The following is a 16,598-nucleotide window of genomic DNA, read 5'->3' as shown; positions in this document are numbered from 1 at the left end:
GCGAGGCACCGGGGGGGCCTGTCTCGGGCCCTTTCGGCAGGCCGCCATCAGGACAGCTCCCCGAACATCAGCGCGGTCAACAGGAAATCCAGCCCCAGCACCGCCAGGGAGGCGTAGACCACCGTGCGAGTGGTGGCCCGCGAGATGCCTTCCGAGGTGGGGATCAGGGCATAGCCCTGATACACCGCGATCCAGGTCACCACCAGGGCGAACACCAGGCTCTTGATCAGGCCATTGGCCACGTCGTCGAGGAAGTCGACGCTGGCCTGCATGTTGCCCCAGTAGGAGCCCTCGAACACCCCCAGCCACTGGACCCCGACGAGCTGCCCGCCCCAGATGCCGATCACGCTGAAGCCGATGGTCAGCAGCGGCAGGGCCACGAAGCCGGCCCACAGCCGGGGCGCCACGACGCGCCGCAGGGGGTCGACGCCGATCATCTCCATGCTGGTGAGCTGCTCGGTGGCCTTCATCAGGCCGATCTCGGCGGTCAGGGCCGAGCCCGCCCGCCCGGCGAACAGCAGCGCGGCGACCACCGGTGCGAGCTCGCGCAGCAGCGACAGGGCGACCATCTGGCCCAGGGCGTCCTCGGCACCGAAGTCCACCAGGATGGTATAGCCCTGCAGGGCCAGCACCATGCCGATGAACAGCCCCGAGACCAGGATGATGGCCAGCGACATCACCCCGACGAAGTGCATCTGGCGCAGCCACAGCCAGATGCCTTCGGCCGAGGGCAGGCCGACGACCGACAGGCCCAGGAAGATCGCGGCCCGGCCGAGGCCCTCGAGCACCTCGCAGCCCAGCCGGCCGAGACGGCGGATGCGTTCGATCATCGCGGCCCCCCCGTGCCCAGCAGGTCGGCATGGAAGTCCATGGCCGGGTAGTGGAAGGGCACCGGACCGTCGGGCTCGCCGTGGATGAACTGGCTGACCCGTGGGTCGCGGTTCACGTCGAGGCTTTCCGGGGTGCCATGGGCCATGACCCGGCCATCGGAGATCACGTACACATAGTCGGCAATGGACAGGGTCTCCTTGATGTCGTGGGAGACCACCACCGCGGTCAGCCCCAGGGCGTCGTTGAGGCGCCGGATCAGCTGGACCAGCACCCCCATGGAGATGGGATCCTGGCCGACGAAGGGCTCGTCGTAGAGGATCAGCTCGGGATCCAGGGCGATGGCGCGGGCCAACGCCACGCGGCGCGCCATGCCCCCGGACAGCTCCGAGGGCATCAGCTCCCGGGCGCCGCGCAGCCCGACCGCCTGGAGCTTCATCAGCACCAGGTCACGGATCATCGTCTCGGGCAGGTCGGTATGCACGCGCAGGGGAAAGGCCACGTTCTCGAAGACATCGAGATCCGAGAACAGGGCCCCGCTCTGGAACAGCATGCCCATGCGCCGGCGCAACCGGAACAGCGCCTTGCGCGACAGGGCGTGCACCTCCTGGCCATCGATGCGCACCCGCCCGGCATCGGGCGTCAACTGGCCGCCGATCAGCTTGAGCAGGGTGGTCTTGCCGGTGCCGCTGGGGCCCATGATCGCCGTGATCTTGCCCTTGGGCACGGCCATGTCGACGCCGCGGAAGATCTCCGTTTCTCCACGGGAGAAGTGCAGGCCCTCCACTTCGACGAGAGGGGAATCGGTCATCCACTAGCCTTCCCTGTAAAATTATCGAACATCGTATCCTAACGGGGTCCCGGGGCGCCAGCGCCGGGCTGTCGCGGCTTGCGCCGGCGGGACGCAACGGGTTCAATGGGCACCCTTTCAGCCACCGGACGCCCACCCTCACCATGCCGGCTCCCTCGCTCAGCGTGCTTCTCGGCTTCATCGGCCTGCCGTGGAGCACCGACCGCTTCGTCGGCGCCGCCGCCTGACCCCTTGAGACAATCCCCGCAACGGGCAACAATCACTGCCATGACTGACGACACTTCGACTCCCGCCGCCGGCCTTCTCGACAGCGCCGTGCGCACCCTGACCCTGGAACAGCAGGCCATCGCCGCCCTCATCGAGCGGCTGGATGGCGACTTCGAACGAGCGTGCGAGCTGATGCTGGCCTGTCGCGGCCGTGTCGTGGTCACCGGCATGGGCAAGTCCGGGCACATCGCCGGCAAGATCGCCGCCACCCTGGCCAGCACCGGCACGCCGGCCTTCTTCGTGCATCCCGGCGAGGCCAGCCATGGCGACCTGGGCATGATCACCCCGGGCGACGTGGTCCTGGCGCTGTCCAATTCCGGCGAGACCGCCGAGGTCACCGCCCTGCTGCCGCTGCTCAAGCGCCTCGGCACGCCCCTGATCAGCATGACCGGCCGTCCCGGCTCGACCCTCGCCCGCCATGCCGACGCCCACCTGGACGCCGGGGTCGAGCGCGAGGCCTGCCCGCTGGACCTGGCGCCCACCTCCTCGACCACCGCCTCCCTGGCGCTGGGCGACGCCCTGGCCGTGGCGCTGCTCGAGTGCCGGGGCTTCACGGCCGAGGACTTCGCCCTCTCCCACCCGGGCGGCAGCCTCGGCAAGCGCCTGCTGCTCAGGGTCGCGGACCTGATGCACCAGGGCAGCCGCCTGCCCCGGGTGGCGCTCGGCAGCCCGCTGCGCGATGCGCTGCTGGAGATCACTCGCCAGGGCCTGGGCTTCACCTGCGTGGTCGACGACGACGGCCGGCTGGCCGGCGTGTACACCGACGGCGACCTGCGCCGCACCCTCGACCAGCACAGCGACCTCACCGGGCTCCGGGTGGATACGGTGATGACCGTGCCCGGCAAGCGGGTGGCCCCCGACATGCTGGCCGCCGAGGCGGTACGCATCATGGATGACAACCGCATCACGGCCCTGGCCGTGGTGGATGACGAGGGACGCCCGGTCGGCGCCCTGCACATGCATGACCTGCTCGCCAGTGGCGTGATCTGACCCCAAGGAGATTCCATGACCCTCGACGCTCCCCTGATGGACCCTGGTCTCGTCGACCGCCTGCGCCGCATCCGCCTGCTGGCCATGGACGTGGACGGCGTGCTGACCGATGGCCGCCTCTACTTCCAGTCCGACGGCGGCGAGACCAAGGCCTTCCATACCCTGGACGGCCATGGCATCAAGCTGCTGCACCGCGCCGGCATCGAGGTGGCCCTGATCACCGGGCGTGACTCCCCCATGGTCAGCCGCCGCGCCGCCGCCCTGGGCATCCAGCACCTCTACCAGGGCATCGAGAAGAAGCTGCCGACGCTGCGCCAGCTGTGCACCCGGCTGGGCATCGGTCTCGAGCAGGTGGCCTACTGCGGCGACGACATGCCCGACGTGGCCGCCATCCGCCAGGCCGGCGTCGGCATCAGCGTGCCCGGCGCCCCGAGCTATATCCGCCAGCACGCCGACTGGGTGACCGAGCGCGAGGGCGGCCACGGCGCGGTGCGCGAGATCTGCGACACCCTGCTGCAGGCCCAGGGGCACTGGGACGCCGTACTGGACACCTACCTGCACGGCAAGGCCTGACGCCATGCGCCTGCCGCGCCCCGGGTTCCGGACCTGGCTGTTGCTCGTGCTGCTCGCCCTGGGCGGCGGCCTGGCGCTGCTCGACCAGCGCGAGGCCTCGCGCCCGGGTGCGGTGCCCCGGGACGCCGCCGGCGAGCCGGACTACTTCCTCGAGGACGCGCGCCTGACCCGCTTCGACGTCCAGGGCCGCCCCCACCAGCGCCTCGAGACCCCGCGCCTGGTGCATACCCCCGACGATGACGTCACCCGCCTCGCGACGCCCGACGTCCGCCTGCGCGACGACAGCGGGCGACGCTGGCTGGCCACCGCCGCCCGCGGGCGCCTGGGCGCCGGCGGCAACCCCCTGCTGCTGGAGGGAGACGCCCGGCTCTCGGCGCCCCGGGAGCGCTGGCACCTGGAAACCGAGGCCCTTCACTACGACGCCGACACCGGGCACGCCTGGAGCGAGACGCCGGCCCTGCTGCGCCAGCCCCCCCAGCGGATGCGGGGCGAGCGGTTCGATGCCTGGATCCATGACAATCGTGCCCGGCTGACCGACAATGTGCGCGGCCATCACCCGCCGACCACCCCGGAGAACCCCGAGCCATGATGCGACCGCCCCTCGCGACCCTGCTGGCCCTGAGTCTCGCCGCCCTGCCGCTGGCCGCCGGCCCGGCGCTGGCCCTGGAGGGCGATGCCAGCGCCCCCATCCAGGTCGAGGCCGATCGTCTCGACCTGGACGATCGCGCCGGCACGGCCGTCTATCGCGGCGACGTGACGATCACCCAGGGCAGCATGCGGCTGACCGGCGAGCGGATCGAGATCCGGCGCAACGCCGCCGGCCGGCTGACCCGGGCCACCGCCACCGGGAAGCGGGCCTACCTCGAGCAGAAACCCGCCCCCGACGAGCCGCTGGTGCGCGGCTGGGGGCGCACCGTGGTCTACCACGTGGCCGAGCGCCGCATCGAGCTGATCGACCAGGCCGAGCTGCACCAGGGGGGCGATACCTTCGACGGCGGCTACCTGGAGTACTTCCTCGACCGCCGCGTGGTCCAGGCCCGCTCCGCGGCCGAGGGGATCGAGGAGCGCCAGCGGGTGCGCATGACCCTGGAGCCGGAGCAGCAGGACGCCCCATGAAGACCCTCAGCGCCCGCCACCTCGCCAAGAGTTACAAGCGTCGCCGCGTCGTGCACGACATCAGCCTGGAGATCGAGCAGGGACGCATCGTCGGCTTGCTCGGCCCCAACGGCGCCGGCAAGACCACCTCCTTCTACATGATCGTCGGCCTGGTGCGGGCCGATGCGGGCTCGGTGGCCATCGACGACCGGGACCTCTCCGGCACCGCCATGCACGAGCGCGCCCGGGCCGGCATCGGCTACCTGCCCCAGGAGGCCTCGATCTTCCGCAAGCTCTCCGTGGCCGACAACATCATGGCCATCCTCGAGACCCGCCGGGACCTCGAGCGTGCCGGCCGCCAGGCCCGCCTGGAGCAGCTGCTGGAGGACTTCCACGTCACCCATATCCGCGACAACCCGGGCATGAGCCTGTCCGGCGGCGAGCGTCGACGGGTCGAGATCGCCCGCGCCCTGGCCACCGAACCCGACTTCATCCTGCTCGACGAGCCCTTCGCCGGGGTCGACCCGATCTCGGTGGGCGAGATCAAGGGCATCATTCGCCAGCTCAAGGCCCGCGAGATCGGCGTGCTGATCACCGATCACAACGTGCGCGAGACCCTCGACATCTGCGACGGAGCCTACATCGTCGGCGACGGCCAGATCATCGCCGAGGGCGATGCCGAGGCGATCCTCGCCAACCAGAAGGTCCGCGACGTCTATCTGGGCCAGGACTTCCGCCTGTGAGCCGGCATTTATTGGTAAGTTACTGATATAAGGTCGCCAAGCGACGACAGGCACGCCGCTTGCCGTTGGCACGCTAATTGCTAGCTTCAGGGCTTGCATGCCACCCTCCGGCGCACTAGGGTGATGGCTTCATCGCCAGTCGAATGGATCCCCCCATGGCCATGAAGGCTTCCCTGCAACTCCGCGTCGGCACCCAGCTGACCATGACCCCCCAGCTGCAGCAGGCCATCGCCCTGCTGCAGCTCTCCACCCTGGACCTGCGCCAGGAAATCCAGCAGGCCCTGGAGGCCAACCCGATGCTGGAAATGGAGGATGAGTTCGGCGAGCAGGCCGTCAGCGAGGCCGCGGACGACGACTGGGCCAGCGAGATCCCCGACGAGCTGGCCGTGGACAGCGACTGGGCCGATACCTTCCAGGATGCCGGCCTGGGCAGCGGCAGCGGCAGCGGCGGCGAGGCCCCGGACTTCGAGCGCCAGGCCGCCGGCCAGAGCCTGCAGGGCCACCTGGCCTGGCAGCTGGCCATGAGCGGCCTGGGCGAGCGGGAGACGCGCATCGCCGAGAGCCTGATCGATGCCGTGAACGGCGACGGCTACCTGGAGCAGTCCCTCGACGAGCTGCGCGAGGGGCTGCGCGCCCAGGACCTGGAGGGGCTCGCCACCCGCGAGGTCGAGGGCGTGCTGCTGCGCCTGCAGCAGTTCGAGCCCACCGGGGTCTTCGCCCGGGACCTGCGCGAGTGCCTGCTGCTGCAGCTCGCCGCCCTGCCCCCGGACATCCCCCTGCTGCCCCAGGCCCGGCGGCTGGTCCGCCAGTTCCTCGAGGCCCTGGCCGGCAACGACCGGCGCCTGCTCAAGCGCCGGCTGGGGCTGGACGATGCCGTGCTCGACGAGGTGATCGCGCTGATACGCGGCCTCGATCCGCGCCCGGGCAGTGCCTTCTCCGCCAGCGACAACGACTATGTGATCCCCGACCTGATCGCCCGCCACAGCGAGCAGGGTTGGCGGATCGAGCTCAACCCGGAGGCACTGCCGCGGCTGCGTATCCAGCCCGACTATGCGGCGCTGATCAAGCGCGCCGACAAGAGCCAGGACAACCAGTTCCTCAAGGACCACCTCCAGGAGGCGCGCTGGCTGCTCAAGAGCCTGACCAGCCGCAACGACACCCTGCTGCGCGTCGGCCGCGAGGTCATGGCCCGCCAGCTGGACTTCCTGGAACGCGGCGAGGAGGCCATGAGGCCGCTGATCCTCGCCGATATCGCCCAGGCCGTGGAGATGCACGAGTCGACCATCTCCCGGGTCACCACCCAGAAGTTCATCCACACCCCGCGGGGCGTGTTCGAGCTCAAGTACTTCTTCTCCAGCCAGGTGGGCGGTGGCGACGAGGCCCATTCCAGCACCGCGATCCGCGCCCGCATCCGCAAGCTGATCCAGGAGGAGCCGCCGCGCAAGCCGCTGTCGGACAGCAAGCTCGTCGACCTGCTCGCCGAAGAAGGCATCGAGGTGGCCAGGCGCACCGTGGCCAAGTACCGCGAGGCCATGCACATCCCCTCGTCGAGCCAGCGCAAGCGCCTCGCCTGAGGCCGTCCGGCGGCGCCGTCGACAGCGTGGAAGAGCGCCTGGCACGGGGGGTTTGCACGGCACCAAAAAGGGTTACAATCGAGGCACCACCCAAGGAGCAAGGAGCGTGTCATGCAAGTCAATCTCACCGGCCACCACGTGGAACTGACCGACCCCCTGCGTGACTATGTGCAGGAAAAGCTCACGCGCCTGGAACGCCACTACGACAACATCACGACCGTGCAGGTCACGCTCTCCGTCGAGAAGGAACGCCAGCAGGCCGCCTGCACCCTGCATGCCGCCGGTGCCGATCTTCATGCCGAAGCCATGGACGGCGACATGTACGCCGCCATCGATGCCCTCGCCGACAAGCTGGATCGCCAGCTGGTCAAGCACAAGGAAAAGACCCAGGCTCGCGCTCAGGGCGCTGCCGGCGTCCGTTGAGCCACCCCATGTCACTGGAAACCATCCTGCCCCCCGAGCGCACGCTCTTCGCGGTGCCGGGGGGAAGCAAGAAGCGGGTCCTGGAATTCTTCAGCACCTTCATCGCCCAGAACACCCCGAGCCTCGACAGCCAGGAGGTCTTCAGCCGACTGATCGGCCGCGAGCGCCTCGGCAGCACCGGCATCGGTCACGGGGTGGCCATCCCGCATGCCCGCAACCCCCACTGCAAGGCGCCCATCGCCGGCTTCCTCAGGCTCGCCGAGCCGGTGGACTTCGACGCCGTGGACGGCGATCCCGTCGACCTGGTGTTCGTGCTGCTGGTGCCCGAGGAGGCCGACGATGCCCACCTCGCCCTGCTCGGCCAGGTGGCCGGGGTGATGAACGACGCCGAGACCCGCAGCGCCCTGCGCCACGCCGAGAGCCAGCAGGCGCTCCACGAACGCCTCACCGAGGCCATCCGACGACAGACACCGGCCGACAGCAACGGCTAGCCGGCCCGGGCCGGCCGGCCCCGACCAGGAGATCTCCCCCATGCAGCTCGTGATCATCAGCGGCCGCTCCGGCTCGGGCAAGTCGATCGCGCTGCAGGCCCTGGAGGACCTCGGCTACTACGCCATCGACAATCTCCCGGCCATGCTGCTCGGCCCTCTGGTGGACGAACTGCGCAGCGGCCAGTCGCTGCGCAGTTCCATCGCCGTGAGCATCGACGCCCGCAACCTGCCCCACGCTCTGGAACGCTTCCCCGCCCTGCTCGAGGACGTGCGGGCCCGCAACATCCACTGCCAGGTGGTCTACCTGACCACCGACGCCCGCATCCTGCTGGAGCGCTACTCGGCGACCCGGCGCCGCCACCCCCTGACCCGAGACAGCCAGATGACCCTGGCGGAGGCGATCGACTGCGAGGAGGCCGCCCTGGCGGAGATCCGCGACCTCGCCGACCTGGTGATCGACACCTCGCGTCTCTCGGTGCACGACCTCCGGGGCCGCATCACCGACCAGGTGGCCGGTCATCGCCGCGAGGGGCTGACCCTCACCGTGGAGTCCTTCGGCTTCAAGCGGGGCGTGCCCCTGGATGCCGATATCGTCTTCGATGCCCGCTGCCTGCCGAACCCCTACTGGGACCCCCAGCTGCGTGACGCCACCGGCCGCGAGGACAGCGTGATCGCCTTCCTCGACAGCTACCCGATGGTCGCCGAGATGGCCGCCGATATCCTGGCCTGGGTCGAGCGCTGGCTGCCCCGCTACCAGGCCAGCCAGCGCAGCTATCTCACCGTCGCCATCGGCTGCACCGGCGGCCAGCACCGCTCGGTGTACCTCGCCGAAGGGCTGGCTCATCGCCTGGCCGCGGCCTTCCCCGGGGTCCGACTCCGCCACCGAGAACTCGGCCTGCAGCGCAACCTGCCCGACATCGACGAGGACCGCTGAGACGTGCCGAGACGCAAGCTCACCCTGACCAACAAGCGCGGCCTGCACGCCCGCGCGGCCACCCGCCTGGTGCAGTGCTGCCAGCCCTATGCCTCGCGGGTCACCGTCTACCATGGGAAGCAGCAGGCCGACGCGGCCAATATCATGGCACTGTTGATGCTGGCCGCGCCCTGCGGCACCGAGCTCACCCTGGAAGCCGAGGGCGAGGATGGCGAGGCGGTCCTGGATGCCCTCGAGGCGCTCTTCCACGCCCGCTTCGACGAGGACGTCTGAAGAAGAGGGAAGAGGGAAGAGGGAAGAGGGAAGAGGGAAGAGGGAAGAGGGAAGAGGGAAGAGGGAAGAGGGAAGACAAGGTAGGCGCTTATCTTCCCTCTTCAAGGCGCGAAGCGCCGTTCTTCCTTCTTGCAACGGCGCAGCCGCGTCTCGGGCGCTACCCGCCCGCGACGGTCATCTCGTCGATCAGCCAGCTGCCGGAGTGGATGCTGCCGCGGGTGTCGATGTCGTCACCGACGCCGACCAGCCCCTTGAACATCCCCTCCAGGTTGCCGGCGATGGTGAACTCCTCTACGGGGTGCTGGATCTCGCCGTCCTCGACCCAGAAGCCCGCCGCGCCCCGCGAGTAGTCGCCGGTGACGCCGTTGACCCCCTGACCCATCAGCTCGGTGACCAGTACCCCACGCCCCATGCGCTCGAGCAGGGCATCCCGGGAGGCGAGCGGCGCGTCGAGGCGCAGGTTGCGGGCCCCGCCGGCATTGCCGGTGGTCGCCATCCCCAGGCGCCGGGCGCTGTAGGCAGAGAGCATGTAGCTGGCCAGCCGGCCGCGCTCGATGAAGACATTGTCGCGGGTCTGGACGCCGTCGTTGTCGAAGGGGCTGCTGGCCATGGCGCCGACCTCCATGGGCCGCTCGTACAGCGAGAACCAGTCCGGGAAGAGGGTCTCGCCGAGCCGCTCGCAGAGGAAGGAGGACTGGCGGTAGAGGGCCCCGCCGGCGATCGCCCCCATCAGGTGGCCGACCAGGCCCGCGGCCAGGGTCGGGTCGAAGAGCACCGGCAGGCGACCGGTGGCCGGGCGCCGCGCCCCCAGCCGCCGCAGGGTCCGCCGCGCCGCGCTCTCGCCCACCGCCTCCGGGGCGAGCAGGTCGCGAGGGTGGCGCGCGCTGGTGTAGTCGTAGTCGCGCTGCATGCCCCCCTGGTCCTCGGCGATCAGCATGCAGGACAGCGAATGGCGACTGCCGCGCTGGCTGCCCAGGAAGCCATGGCTGTTGGCGTAGACCCGCACGCCCTCGCCGCTGGAGAGGCCGGCGCCGTCGGAACTCTTGATCCCCGCCATGCCGCGACCGGCGCCCTCGCAGGCCAGGGCCAGGTCGATGGCCTGCTCGGTGGTCAGCGGCCAGGGATGGTGGACGTCGAGGTCCGGCAGGTGCCGGGCCATCAGCGCCGCATCGGCCAGCCCCGCGGCCGGGTCCTCGCCGGTGTGGCGGGCGATGGCCAGGGCCTTCTCCACCACGTCGCGGATCGAGGCCTCGCCGGCATCCGTGGACGAGGCACTGCCCTTGCGTTGCCCCACATAGACGGTCACCGCGATGCCCTGGTCCCGGGACAGCTCGACGGTCTCCACCTCGCCCTCGCGCACGTTGACGCCGATCCCCTGATCGACGCTGGCCCCCACCTCGCAGGCGTCGGCGCCCAACCGGCGTGCCAGCGCCAGGGCCGCCTCGGCGCGGGTTTCCAGCAGCGACTGCTGGGCGGCGGCATCGAAAGCCTGTGTCATGATCTCTCTCCTTACTCGACCGGCCTGCGGGCCGATGCTGCAGAATATGGCATTCGTCCAGCCCGCCGCGACGGGCTGGTATACTGGGCCGATGCTCCACGCCCCGAATCTTCACGACCCAGGACGCCGCATGACCCAGGATGATGTCTCTCCGGCCGACGAACGGCCCAGCAAGTCCCAGCTCAAGCGCGAGATGCACGCGCTGCAGGCCCTCGGCGAACGGCTGATCGCCATGAGCGACGCCGAACGGGCCCGCTTCCCCCTCTCCGACGACCTGCTCGCGGCCATCGAGGAGACCGGGCGGATCCGCGCCCGGGAAGCCCGCCGACGCCACATGCAGTACGTCGGCAAGCTGATGCGCCGCGAGGACCTCGCCGGCATCCAGGCGGTGTTCGACGAGATCGACCAGGAGCAGTTGCGCCGCGACCACGCCTTCCACCGCCTGGAGAAGTGGCGCGACCGGCTGGTCGACGAGGGCGACGACGCCGTCGAGGCCTTCGTCGCCGAGTTCCCCGACGTCGACCGCCAGGCGCTGCGCCAGCTGATCCGCAACGCTCGCCGCGAGCGCGACCAGGGCAAGCCGCCCACCAATGCCCGCCGGTTGTTCCGGCTGATCCGCGATACCGCCGGCCTCTGAACCTCGTCTCCTGTCTTCCCATGGCGCGAGAAGCCAGCGAGCGAAGACGAGGCCAGGCGGCGGCGAACGAGCCAGCGGAGTTTAGTCGCTTCTAAATGAGCATGGCGAGTTCGCCGCCAACGCCGCCTCGTCGAGCGCAGCGGCTTCCCCTCAGGATTGCGTGCCGCCCACGGTCAGCTCATCCAGCTTCAGGGTGGGCTGGCCCACCCCCACCGGCACGCCCTGGCCTTCCTTGCCGCACACGCCGATCCCGGTATCCAGTTCCAGGTCGTGGCCGATCATCGACACCCGCCCCATGGCCTCGGGACCGTTGCCGATCAGGGTCGCGCCCTTCACCGGCGCGGTGATCCGGCCGTCCTCGATCAGGTAGGCCTCGCTCGCCGAGAACACGAACTTGCCCGAGGTGATGTCCACCTGGCCACCGCCGAAGCTGACCGCATAGAGCCCCCGCGAGACGCTCCTGATGATGTCGGCGGGGTCGTCCTGGCCGGCCCGCATGTAGGTGTTGGTCATGCGCGGCATGGGCAGGTGGGCGAAGGACTCGCGACGGGCGTTGCCGGTGGGCGCCATGCCCATCAGCCGGGCATTGAGCTTGTCCTGCATGTAGCCGGTGAGGATGCCGTCCTCGATCAGGGTCGTGCTCTGCCCCGGCGTGCCCTCGTCGTCGACGGTCATCGAGCCGCGTCGGTCGGCCAGGGTCGCGTCGTCGACCACGGTGACGCCGGGAGCCGCCACGCGCTGGCCCATGCGGCCGGCGAAGGCCGAGCTGCCCTTGCGGTTGAAGTCCCCTTCCAGGCCGTGGCCGACGGCCTCGTGGAGCAGGATGCCCGGCCAGCCGGCGCCCAGCACCACCGGCATCTGGCCGGCCGGGGCGTCCACGGCGTCGAGGTTGACCAGGGCCTGGCGCACCGCCTCCCGGGCATAGCGCTCGGCGACGTTCTCGTCGCGCAGGCGCGCCATGGCATAGCGACCGCCGCCGCCGGCGCTGCCGCGTTCCCGACGACCGTCGCGGACCGCGATGACGCTGACATTGAGGCGCACCAGCGGGCGGATGTCCGCGGCCAGGGTGCCGTCGCTGGCACGTACCAGCACCACCTCGTGGACGCCGGTCAGGGAGGCGCTGACCTGGCTCACTGCCGGGTCCGCCGAGCGGGCCACCCGGTCGGCCAGCTTGAGCATGGCGATCTTGTCGTCGGCGGACAGCCCCGACAGCGGGTCGATGCCGGCATAGCGGCCCGCCGGCGCGGCCAGCACCTGCGGGGCCGCCGCCAGCCGGGCGCCGCTCCTGACGATGCCGGCGGCGGTGCGCCCGGTCTCGGCCAGGGCATCGGCGGTGATCTGGTTGGAGTAGGCGAAGCCGGTCTTCTCGCCGGCCATGGCCCGCACCCCGACGCCGCCGTCGATGTTGTAGCTGGCCTCCTTGACCTCGCCGTCCTCCAGCACCCAGCCCTCGTGCCAGCTGCGCTGGAAGTAGAGATCGGCGTAATCGATGCCGGGCCCCAGGGCATGGCCGAGGCCGGCGTCCATGGCCGCGAGGTCGAGCCCGCCGGGGGCGAGCAGCACCTCGGCGGCCTGGTCGAGCAGGGAGTGGGTCTGTGATGTCATTCGGCACTTTCCAGAGAGATGCGCGGCGAGGTCCAGGGCCCCTGCACGCGATAGTGAATTCGGGTCACGCGGTCGATGGCCTCGCCGAAGATCTTGTCGGCGAGGAACAGCGCGCCGCCCACCACGGGGGCGCCGGCGATTACCGCCGCCAGTGGCAGGTTGTTGCTCACCGGGACTGTGACGCCGAGCCGCTGATCGAGTTCCCGACGGGCCAGGTCGACGTTGCCCTCCAGGGTGAAACGGGTCGCCGGCCCGTCGATGGTCACCGGGCCACGGGTCTCCAGCACGCCACCATACAGGGTCGCCGCGCCGCTGACACGATCGAAGGCGGTGCCCCGCCCGGTGATGTCGGAAAAGTCCAGGGTCAGCCGGCGCAGCAGGTTGTCGACGTTGAGCAGGCCGACCACCCGGGCGGAGGGCGACTCGAGGTTGATGAAGCGACCGTCGCGCAGCTCGACCTCGAGGCTGCCCCGCGACCGGGCCAGGGCGAACTGCCAGGGGGCGCCGGGCCAGGCCAGCTGGCTGTCGACCCGGGTCTCGGCGCTGCGCACCGCCACCGGCTGGCCCAGGGCCTCCAGGGCCGAGCCCAGGTCGCGGCCGTCCAGCGCCAGCCGTGCCCGGGTCAGGCTGGCCTCGGGACCAGTGGCCTCCCAGGTGAGATTGCCGTGGGCCGAGATCTCCCCCAGGGTCAGGCCCACCGGGTCCACCACCAGCTGCTCGGGGGTGGCCCGCCAGTAGGCGGTCAAGGGGCCGAGGCGCCGGGCCCGCCAGTGGAGATCGGCCACCCGCAGGCGCCCCGACGGCAGCTCCCCGAGCCACGCCGGTATGGGCGCCGGATCCGGCGCCGCCTCGAGTTCGTCGAAGAGCTCGCCGCTGCCCGCGGCCTCGCCGGGCAACCAGCCATCCAGCGACAGGCTGCTCAAGGACACGTCCAGCGGAAGGGCCCGGCGCTCGCGATAGGCGACCCGGCCGGCCAGCAGGGTACCATCGAGGATCAGGTCCCAGCCCCCGGACACGGGCCGACCGTCGACGATCATCGAGCCGAGACAGCGCTCCCGCACACTCAGGCAGTCGGTGTCCAGGGTCACCCGCGACAGGCCCTCGCCGCCACCCGTCGCCCCGAGGTCGCCGGCCAGGGGCGAGAGCTGACGCGCCCAGTCGCCGGGCGCCAGCCGCGGCAGGTAGGCCTGCACCGACCAGCCGGGCTCGGCCGACCAGGTCGAGGGCCCGCCCCCGCCCAGCCACACCTGGCCCTGGCCGCCGCCCCGGTCCCGCCAGCGCAGCCCGAGTTGTGCACCAAGACGGCCGGACACGCGCAGCGTCTCGGCCAGTTCCACGGACAGCCGCAGCGGCCGGATCTCGTTGGCCGCCTTGCCGAGCGGGGCCGGCAGGTCGATGGCGATGCCCTGGAGGGTACTCTCCAGGGTCAGGCCGGGCGGCCCCTCGCCGAGCGACAGGCGTCCCTGCCAGGGCAGCCGCCCCGAGACGATCTGCCTCGCCCCGGCCGGCGCGCCCTGGTCGAGCAGCGCCTCGACGGCGGCGGTCCCGGATATCGCGACCCCCTCCCCGCCGGTGTCGATGTCGGCCTCCAGGGGCCCGCCCAGCAGGCGCCCCGAGAGCCGACCCTCCAGGGCCCCGGTCTCGCCCCGCTGGTGCCAGGCAAGGGGGCCCGCCAGGGACTCGATGACCAGGCCGGTGGGCGCATGCACCAGGCGCGGCAGCGTTGCCTCGCCGCTGATGTTCAGCGACAGGGCCTCGGGGTCGGCCAGCGGCAGGGCCAGGTCGAGGCGCCCGGCCACCCGGCCGTCGCCCTGCCAGTCGGCGGCCAGCGCGGTGCCGTCGACGGGCATGGCGGCGAGATAGCGGGTCAAGGCCGGGACGTCGGCGGTCAGGGGGGCGTCGACCTCGAGGGTCTCGTCGGCCATCCGCACCACGGCGTCCCGGGCCTCGACCCCGAGGCTCTCGGCGCGCGCCACCCGGGCGGTGAGTCGCTTCCCCTCGAGCTCGAGGCGACCCTCGACGCCGTCCACGGCCGGCCAGCCGGGGGCGAAGGGCAGGTGGCCATCGCGGACCTCGAGCGCCAGGCGCAGCGCCGGGTCGATCGTCGCGGCCTCACCGCGGGGCTCACGGGACACGGGCACGTGCAGGCGCAGCGCGCCCTCCGGCACCCGGCCGGCCAGGCCCCCGGCGAGCCAGTCGGCGAGGTCGGCGTCGACCCGCTCGCGCAGCAGCGGCATGGGCAGCCAGTCGGTCAGGGGCCGCGACACGGCGTCCACGTCCCGGAAGTCCAGCTGCAGGCCGAAGCCGCCGCGTCCGGGACCGCCGATGGACAGGCCGAAGCCCCCCTCGACCTCGGCGCCCTGCCAGCCGACCGCCAGCTGGCGGCCGCTGACGAAGCTGCGGGGCCCGTCATACACCCAGTCGACCCGGCCGCTGGCGTGGTCGAGGGCCAGCGGCGCGGTGAAGATCTCGGGGAACACCAGCTCGGCATCGCCGCTGTCGACGAAGCGCACCCGCCCGCGGCTGCCATCGGCCTCGAGCCAGATGTCCAGGGGCCCGCCCCCCGGCGCCTGCTGCCAGGGAGCGACGGCGACGTCGGTGGCGCTGACCCGGGCCCGCCACTGGTCGTCGCGCCAGCCGAGGCCCAGCGCCGAGATCCGCCCCCGGGGGGCCAGGCTGGCGATGACCCGCGACAGCCCCTCGGGCAAGGGCAGCCGCTCCCGCCAGGCGGCCAGCGCGCTCAGGTCGAAGGCGCTGGCATTGAGCCACCAGCCGTTCGGCCGGCTCTGCAGGTGCCAGTAGCGGGGCACGGGGGGACCGGCCGTCGGGTCGACGCCGCCGGTGGCATTGCGGGCGTCGCCCTCGAACCAGGCCTGCCAGCCCTCGCCGGCCTCGTCACGCAGCCACTGGCCCTTGACCATCGCCTCCTCGAGCACGATCCCGTTCTCGGCGGCGCCGTCGGGCGGCGGCGCCTGCTGGTTGAGGGCCAGCCGTGAGGCCTCGATATCCAGGCGGACATCGGCGAGGCGACCGCGGGTCCAGCGTCCCCAGAGCCGCGCCTCGCCCTCGGCGGCGTCGACACTCAGCCAGTCCTCGTAGCCCAGCCGCTCGGACAGCCCGATCAGGCTCGACAGTGGCATGTCGGCCTGCAGGGCGGCGCCGAAGTCGTCCAGCCCCCGCTCTCCCGGCACCACCTCCATCACCACCTGAAAGGCCTGACCCGGCCGGTCGCGACGGTGCACCTCGCCTTCCAGGTGGGCGCTGCGCGCGTCGCCGACCATCAACAGGCGCGGCGCCTCGAATTCCGCCTCGCCCTTGCGGCCGTGCAGCACCACCCGGACCTCCTCGGCCCAGGCACGCTGACGCAGCAGCACGCCGACCCAGAAGTCCAGGCGCGACAGGTTGAACTCGGTCTCGGGAATCAGTTCGGGGGGCAGTTCGGCGGGGGCTGGCCACTGCCAGCTCCGGTCCGCGGCCTGGTAGAGGTGCAGGGTGATCCCGGTGAGGCGCGCATCCGCCACCACCGGCATGCCCTGGCGCAGGCTCGCCGCGGTGTCCAGGCGCAGGCGCGCGGTCTCGATCTCCAGCAGCGGCACGTCGCCCAGCCCCGGGCGGGCCGTGATATCCAGGTCGGCCACCTCGAGCCGGGGATCGAGACCGGCCATGCCGCCCTCGATGCCGCCCAGGGAGACCGCCGCCTCGAAGCGGCTGGCGAGCAGCGCCTCGAGACGCGGCGTCAGCCGATCGGCCTGGCCGAGCAGCAGCTGCGCCAGGATCACCAGCATCGCCGCCAGCGTCAGTAGCAGGGCCAGCAGCGTCAGCGACCAGCGGATGACCAGACGGGTCGGCGACATGG

16 protein-coding genes are annotated in these 16,598 nt (G+C 71.4%); 11 read left to right on the top strand and 5 right to left on the bottom strand.

Features of this window, described 5'->3' with window-relative positions; all coding sequences use genetic code 11:
* Nucleotides 1–47: 47 nt before the first annotated feature.
* Together mlaE and FHR97_RS11895 are read right to left on the bottom strand one after the other, a co-directional pair.
* Complete coding sequence (mlaE, locus tag FHR97_RS11900) at nt 48–830, bottom strand: lipid asymmetry maintenance ABC transporter permease subunit MlaE (protein WP_183384032.1); 783 nt, start codon at nt 828–830, stop codon at nt 48–50.
* On the bottom strand, nt 827–1,639 hold the full coding sequence (locus FHR97_RS11895) for an ATP-binding cassette domain-containing protein (RefSeq protein WP_183384031.1): 813 nt from the start codon (nt 1,637–1,639) through the stop codon (nt 827–829). Before FHR97_RS11895 ends, mlaE begins: the two co-directional genes overlap by 4 nt.
* A 267-nt stretch (nt 1,640–1,906) precedes the next feature.
* On the opposite strand from FHR97_RS11895, the gene FHR97_RS11890 reads away from it, so the two are divergent.
* The 10 genes from FHR97_RS11890 (at nt 1,907) to FHR97_RS11845 (ending at nt 9,002) form a co-directional block, all read left to right on the top strand.
* Complete coding sequence (locus FHR97_RS11890) at nt 1,907–2,896, top strand: KpsF/GutQ family sugar-phosphate isomerase (RefSeq protein WP_183384030.1); 990 nt, start codon at nt 1,907–1,909, stop codon at nt 2,894–2,896.
* Between the two features lie 15 nt (nt 2,897–2,911).
* A complete protein-coding gene (locus tag FHR97_RS11885) occupies nt 2,912–3,469 on the top strand; it encodes a KdsC family phosphatase (RefSeq protein ID WP_126481594.1) in 558 nt (185 codons plus the stop codon).
* Between the two features lie 4 nt (nt 3,470–3,473).
* Nucleotides 3,474–4,058, top strand: a complete 585-nt coding sequence (gene lptC / locus FHR97_RS11880; protein ID WP_183384029.1) for an LPS export ABC transporter periplasmic protein LptC — start codon at nt 3,474–3,476, stop codon at nt 4,056–4,058.
* Nucleotides 4,055–4,585: a lipopolysaccharide transport periplasmic protein LptA gene (gene lptA / locus FHR97_RS11875; RefSeq protein ID WP_183384028.1), complete on the top strand. Its 531-nt coding sequence runs from the start codon at nt 4,055–4,057 to the stop codon at nt 4,583–4,585. Before lptC ends, lptA begins: the two co-directional genes overlap by 4 nt.
* Nucleotides 4,582–5,307, top strand: a complete 726-nt coding sequence (lptB, locus tag FHR97_RS11870) for an LPS export ABC transporter ATP-binding protein (RefSeq protein WP_183384027.1) — start codon at nt 4,582–4,584, stop codon at nt 5,305–5,307. The genes lptA and lptB overlap by 4 nt, the downstream gene beginning before the upstream one ends.
* A 155-nt stretch (nt 5,308–5,462) precedes the next feature.
* A complete protein-coding gene (locus FHR97_RS11865; protein ID WP_183384026.1) occupies nt 5,463–6,881 on the top strand; it encodes an RNA polymerase factor sigma-54 in 1,419 nt (472 codons plus the stop codon).
* A 111-nt stretch (nt 6,882–6,992) separates the two neighbouring features.
* Nucleotides 6,993–7,304: a ribosome hibernation-promoting factor, HPF/YfiA family gene (hpf, locus tag FHR97_RS11860; RefSeq protein ID WP_126481604.1), complete on the top strand. Its 312-nt coding sequence runs from the start codon at nt 6,993–6,995 to the stop codon at nt 7,302–7,304.
* A gap of 8 nt (nt 7,305–7,312) precedes the next feature.
* Complete coding sequence (ptsN, locus tag FHR97_RS11855; protein WP_183384025.1) at nt 7,313–7,795, top strand: PTS IIA-like nitrogen regulatory protein PtsN; 483 nt, start codon at nt 7,313–7,315, stop codon at nt 7,793–7,795.
* Between the two features lie 40 nt (nt 7,796–7,835).
* Complete coding sequence (gene rapZ, locus FHR97_RS11850) at nt 7,836–8,729, top strand: RNase adapter RapZ (RefSeq protein WP_183384024.1); 894 nt, start codon at nt 7,836–7,838, stop codon at nt 8,727–8,729.
* Nucleotides 8,730–8,732: 3 nt separating this feature from the next.
* Nucleotides 8,733–9,002 (top strand): HPr family phosphocarrier protein, encoded by a 270-nt coding sequence (locus tag FHR97_RS11845; RefSeq protein ID WP_183384023.1) that lies wholly within the window; start codon nt 8,733–8,735, stop codon nt 9,000–9,002.
* 157 nt (nt 9,003–9,159) lie between these two features.
* Here the strand turns inward: FHR97_RS11845 and pmbA are convergent, their stop codons facing one another.
* Nucleotides 9,160–10,500 (bottom strand): metalloprotease PmbA, encoded by a 1,341-nt coding sequence (pmbA, locus tag FHR97_RS11840; RefSeq protein ID WP_183384022.1) that lies wholly within the window; start codon nt 10,498–10,500, stop codon nt 9,160–9,162.
* A gap of 130 nt (nt 10,501–10,630) precedes the next feature.
* On the opposite strand from pmbA, the gene yjgA reads away from it, so the two are divergent.
* A complete protein-coding gene (yjgA, locus tag FHR97_RS11835; protein WP_183384021.1) occupies nt 10,631–11,137 on the top strand; it encodes a ribosome biogenesis factor YjgA in 507 nt (168 codons plus the stop codon).
* A 150-nt stretch (nt 11,138–11,287) separates the two neighbouring features.
* Here yjgA and tldD read toward each other — a convergent pair whose 3' ends face one another.
* The gene (gene tldD, locus FHR97_RS11830) at nt 11,288–12,742 is read right to left on the bottom strand and encodes a metalloprotease TldD (protein WP_183384020.1); all 1,455 of its coding nucleotides are present in this window, start codon (nt 12,740–12,742) and stop codon (nt 11,288–11,290) included.
* Nucleotides 12,739–16,596, bottom strand: coding sequence for a YhdP family phospholipid transporter (locus tag FHR97_RS11825; protein ID WP_183384019.1), 3,858 nt, complete (start codon nt 16,594–16,596; stop codon nt 12,739–12,741). The genes tldD and FHR97_RS11825 overlap by 4 nt, the downstream gene beginning before the upstream one ends.
* Nucleotides 16,597–16,598 lie beyond the last annotated feature (2 nt).

Origin of the sequence: Halomonas stenophila (genome assembly GCF_014192275.1) — a bacterium.
GTDB lineage: Bacteria > Pseudomonadota > Gammaproteobacteria > Pseudomonadales > Halomonadaceae > Halomonas > Halomonas stenophila.
Note: the sequence above shows the minus strand (reverse complement) of the source record. Positions and strands in the feature narration are given on the sequence as shown.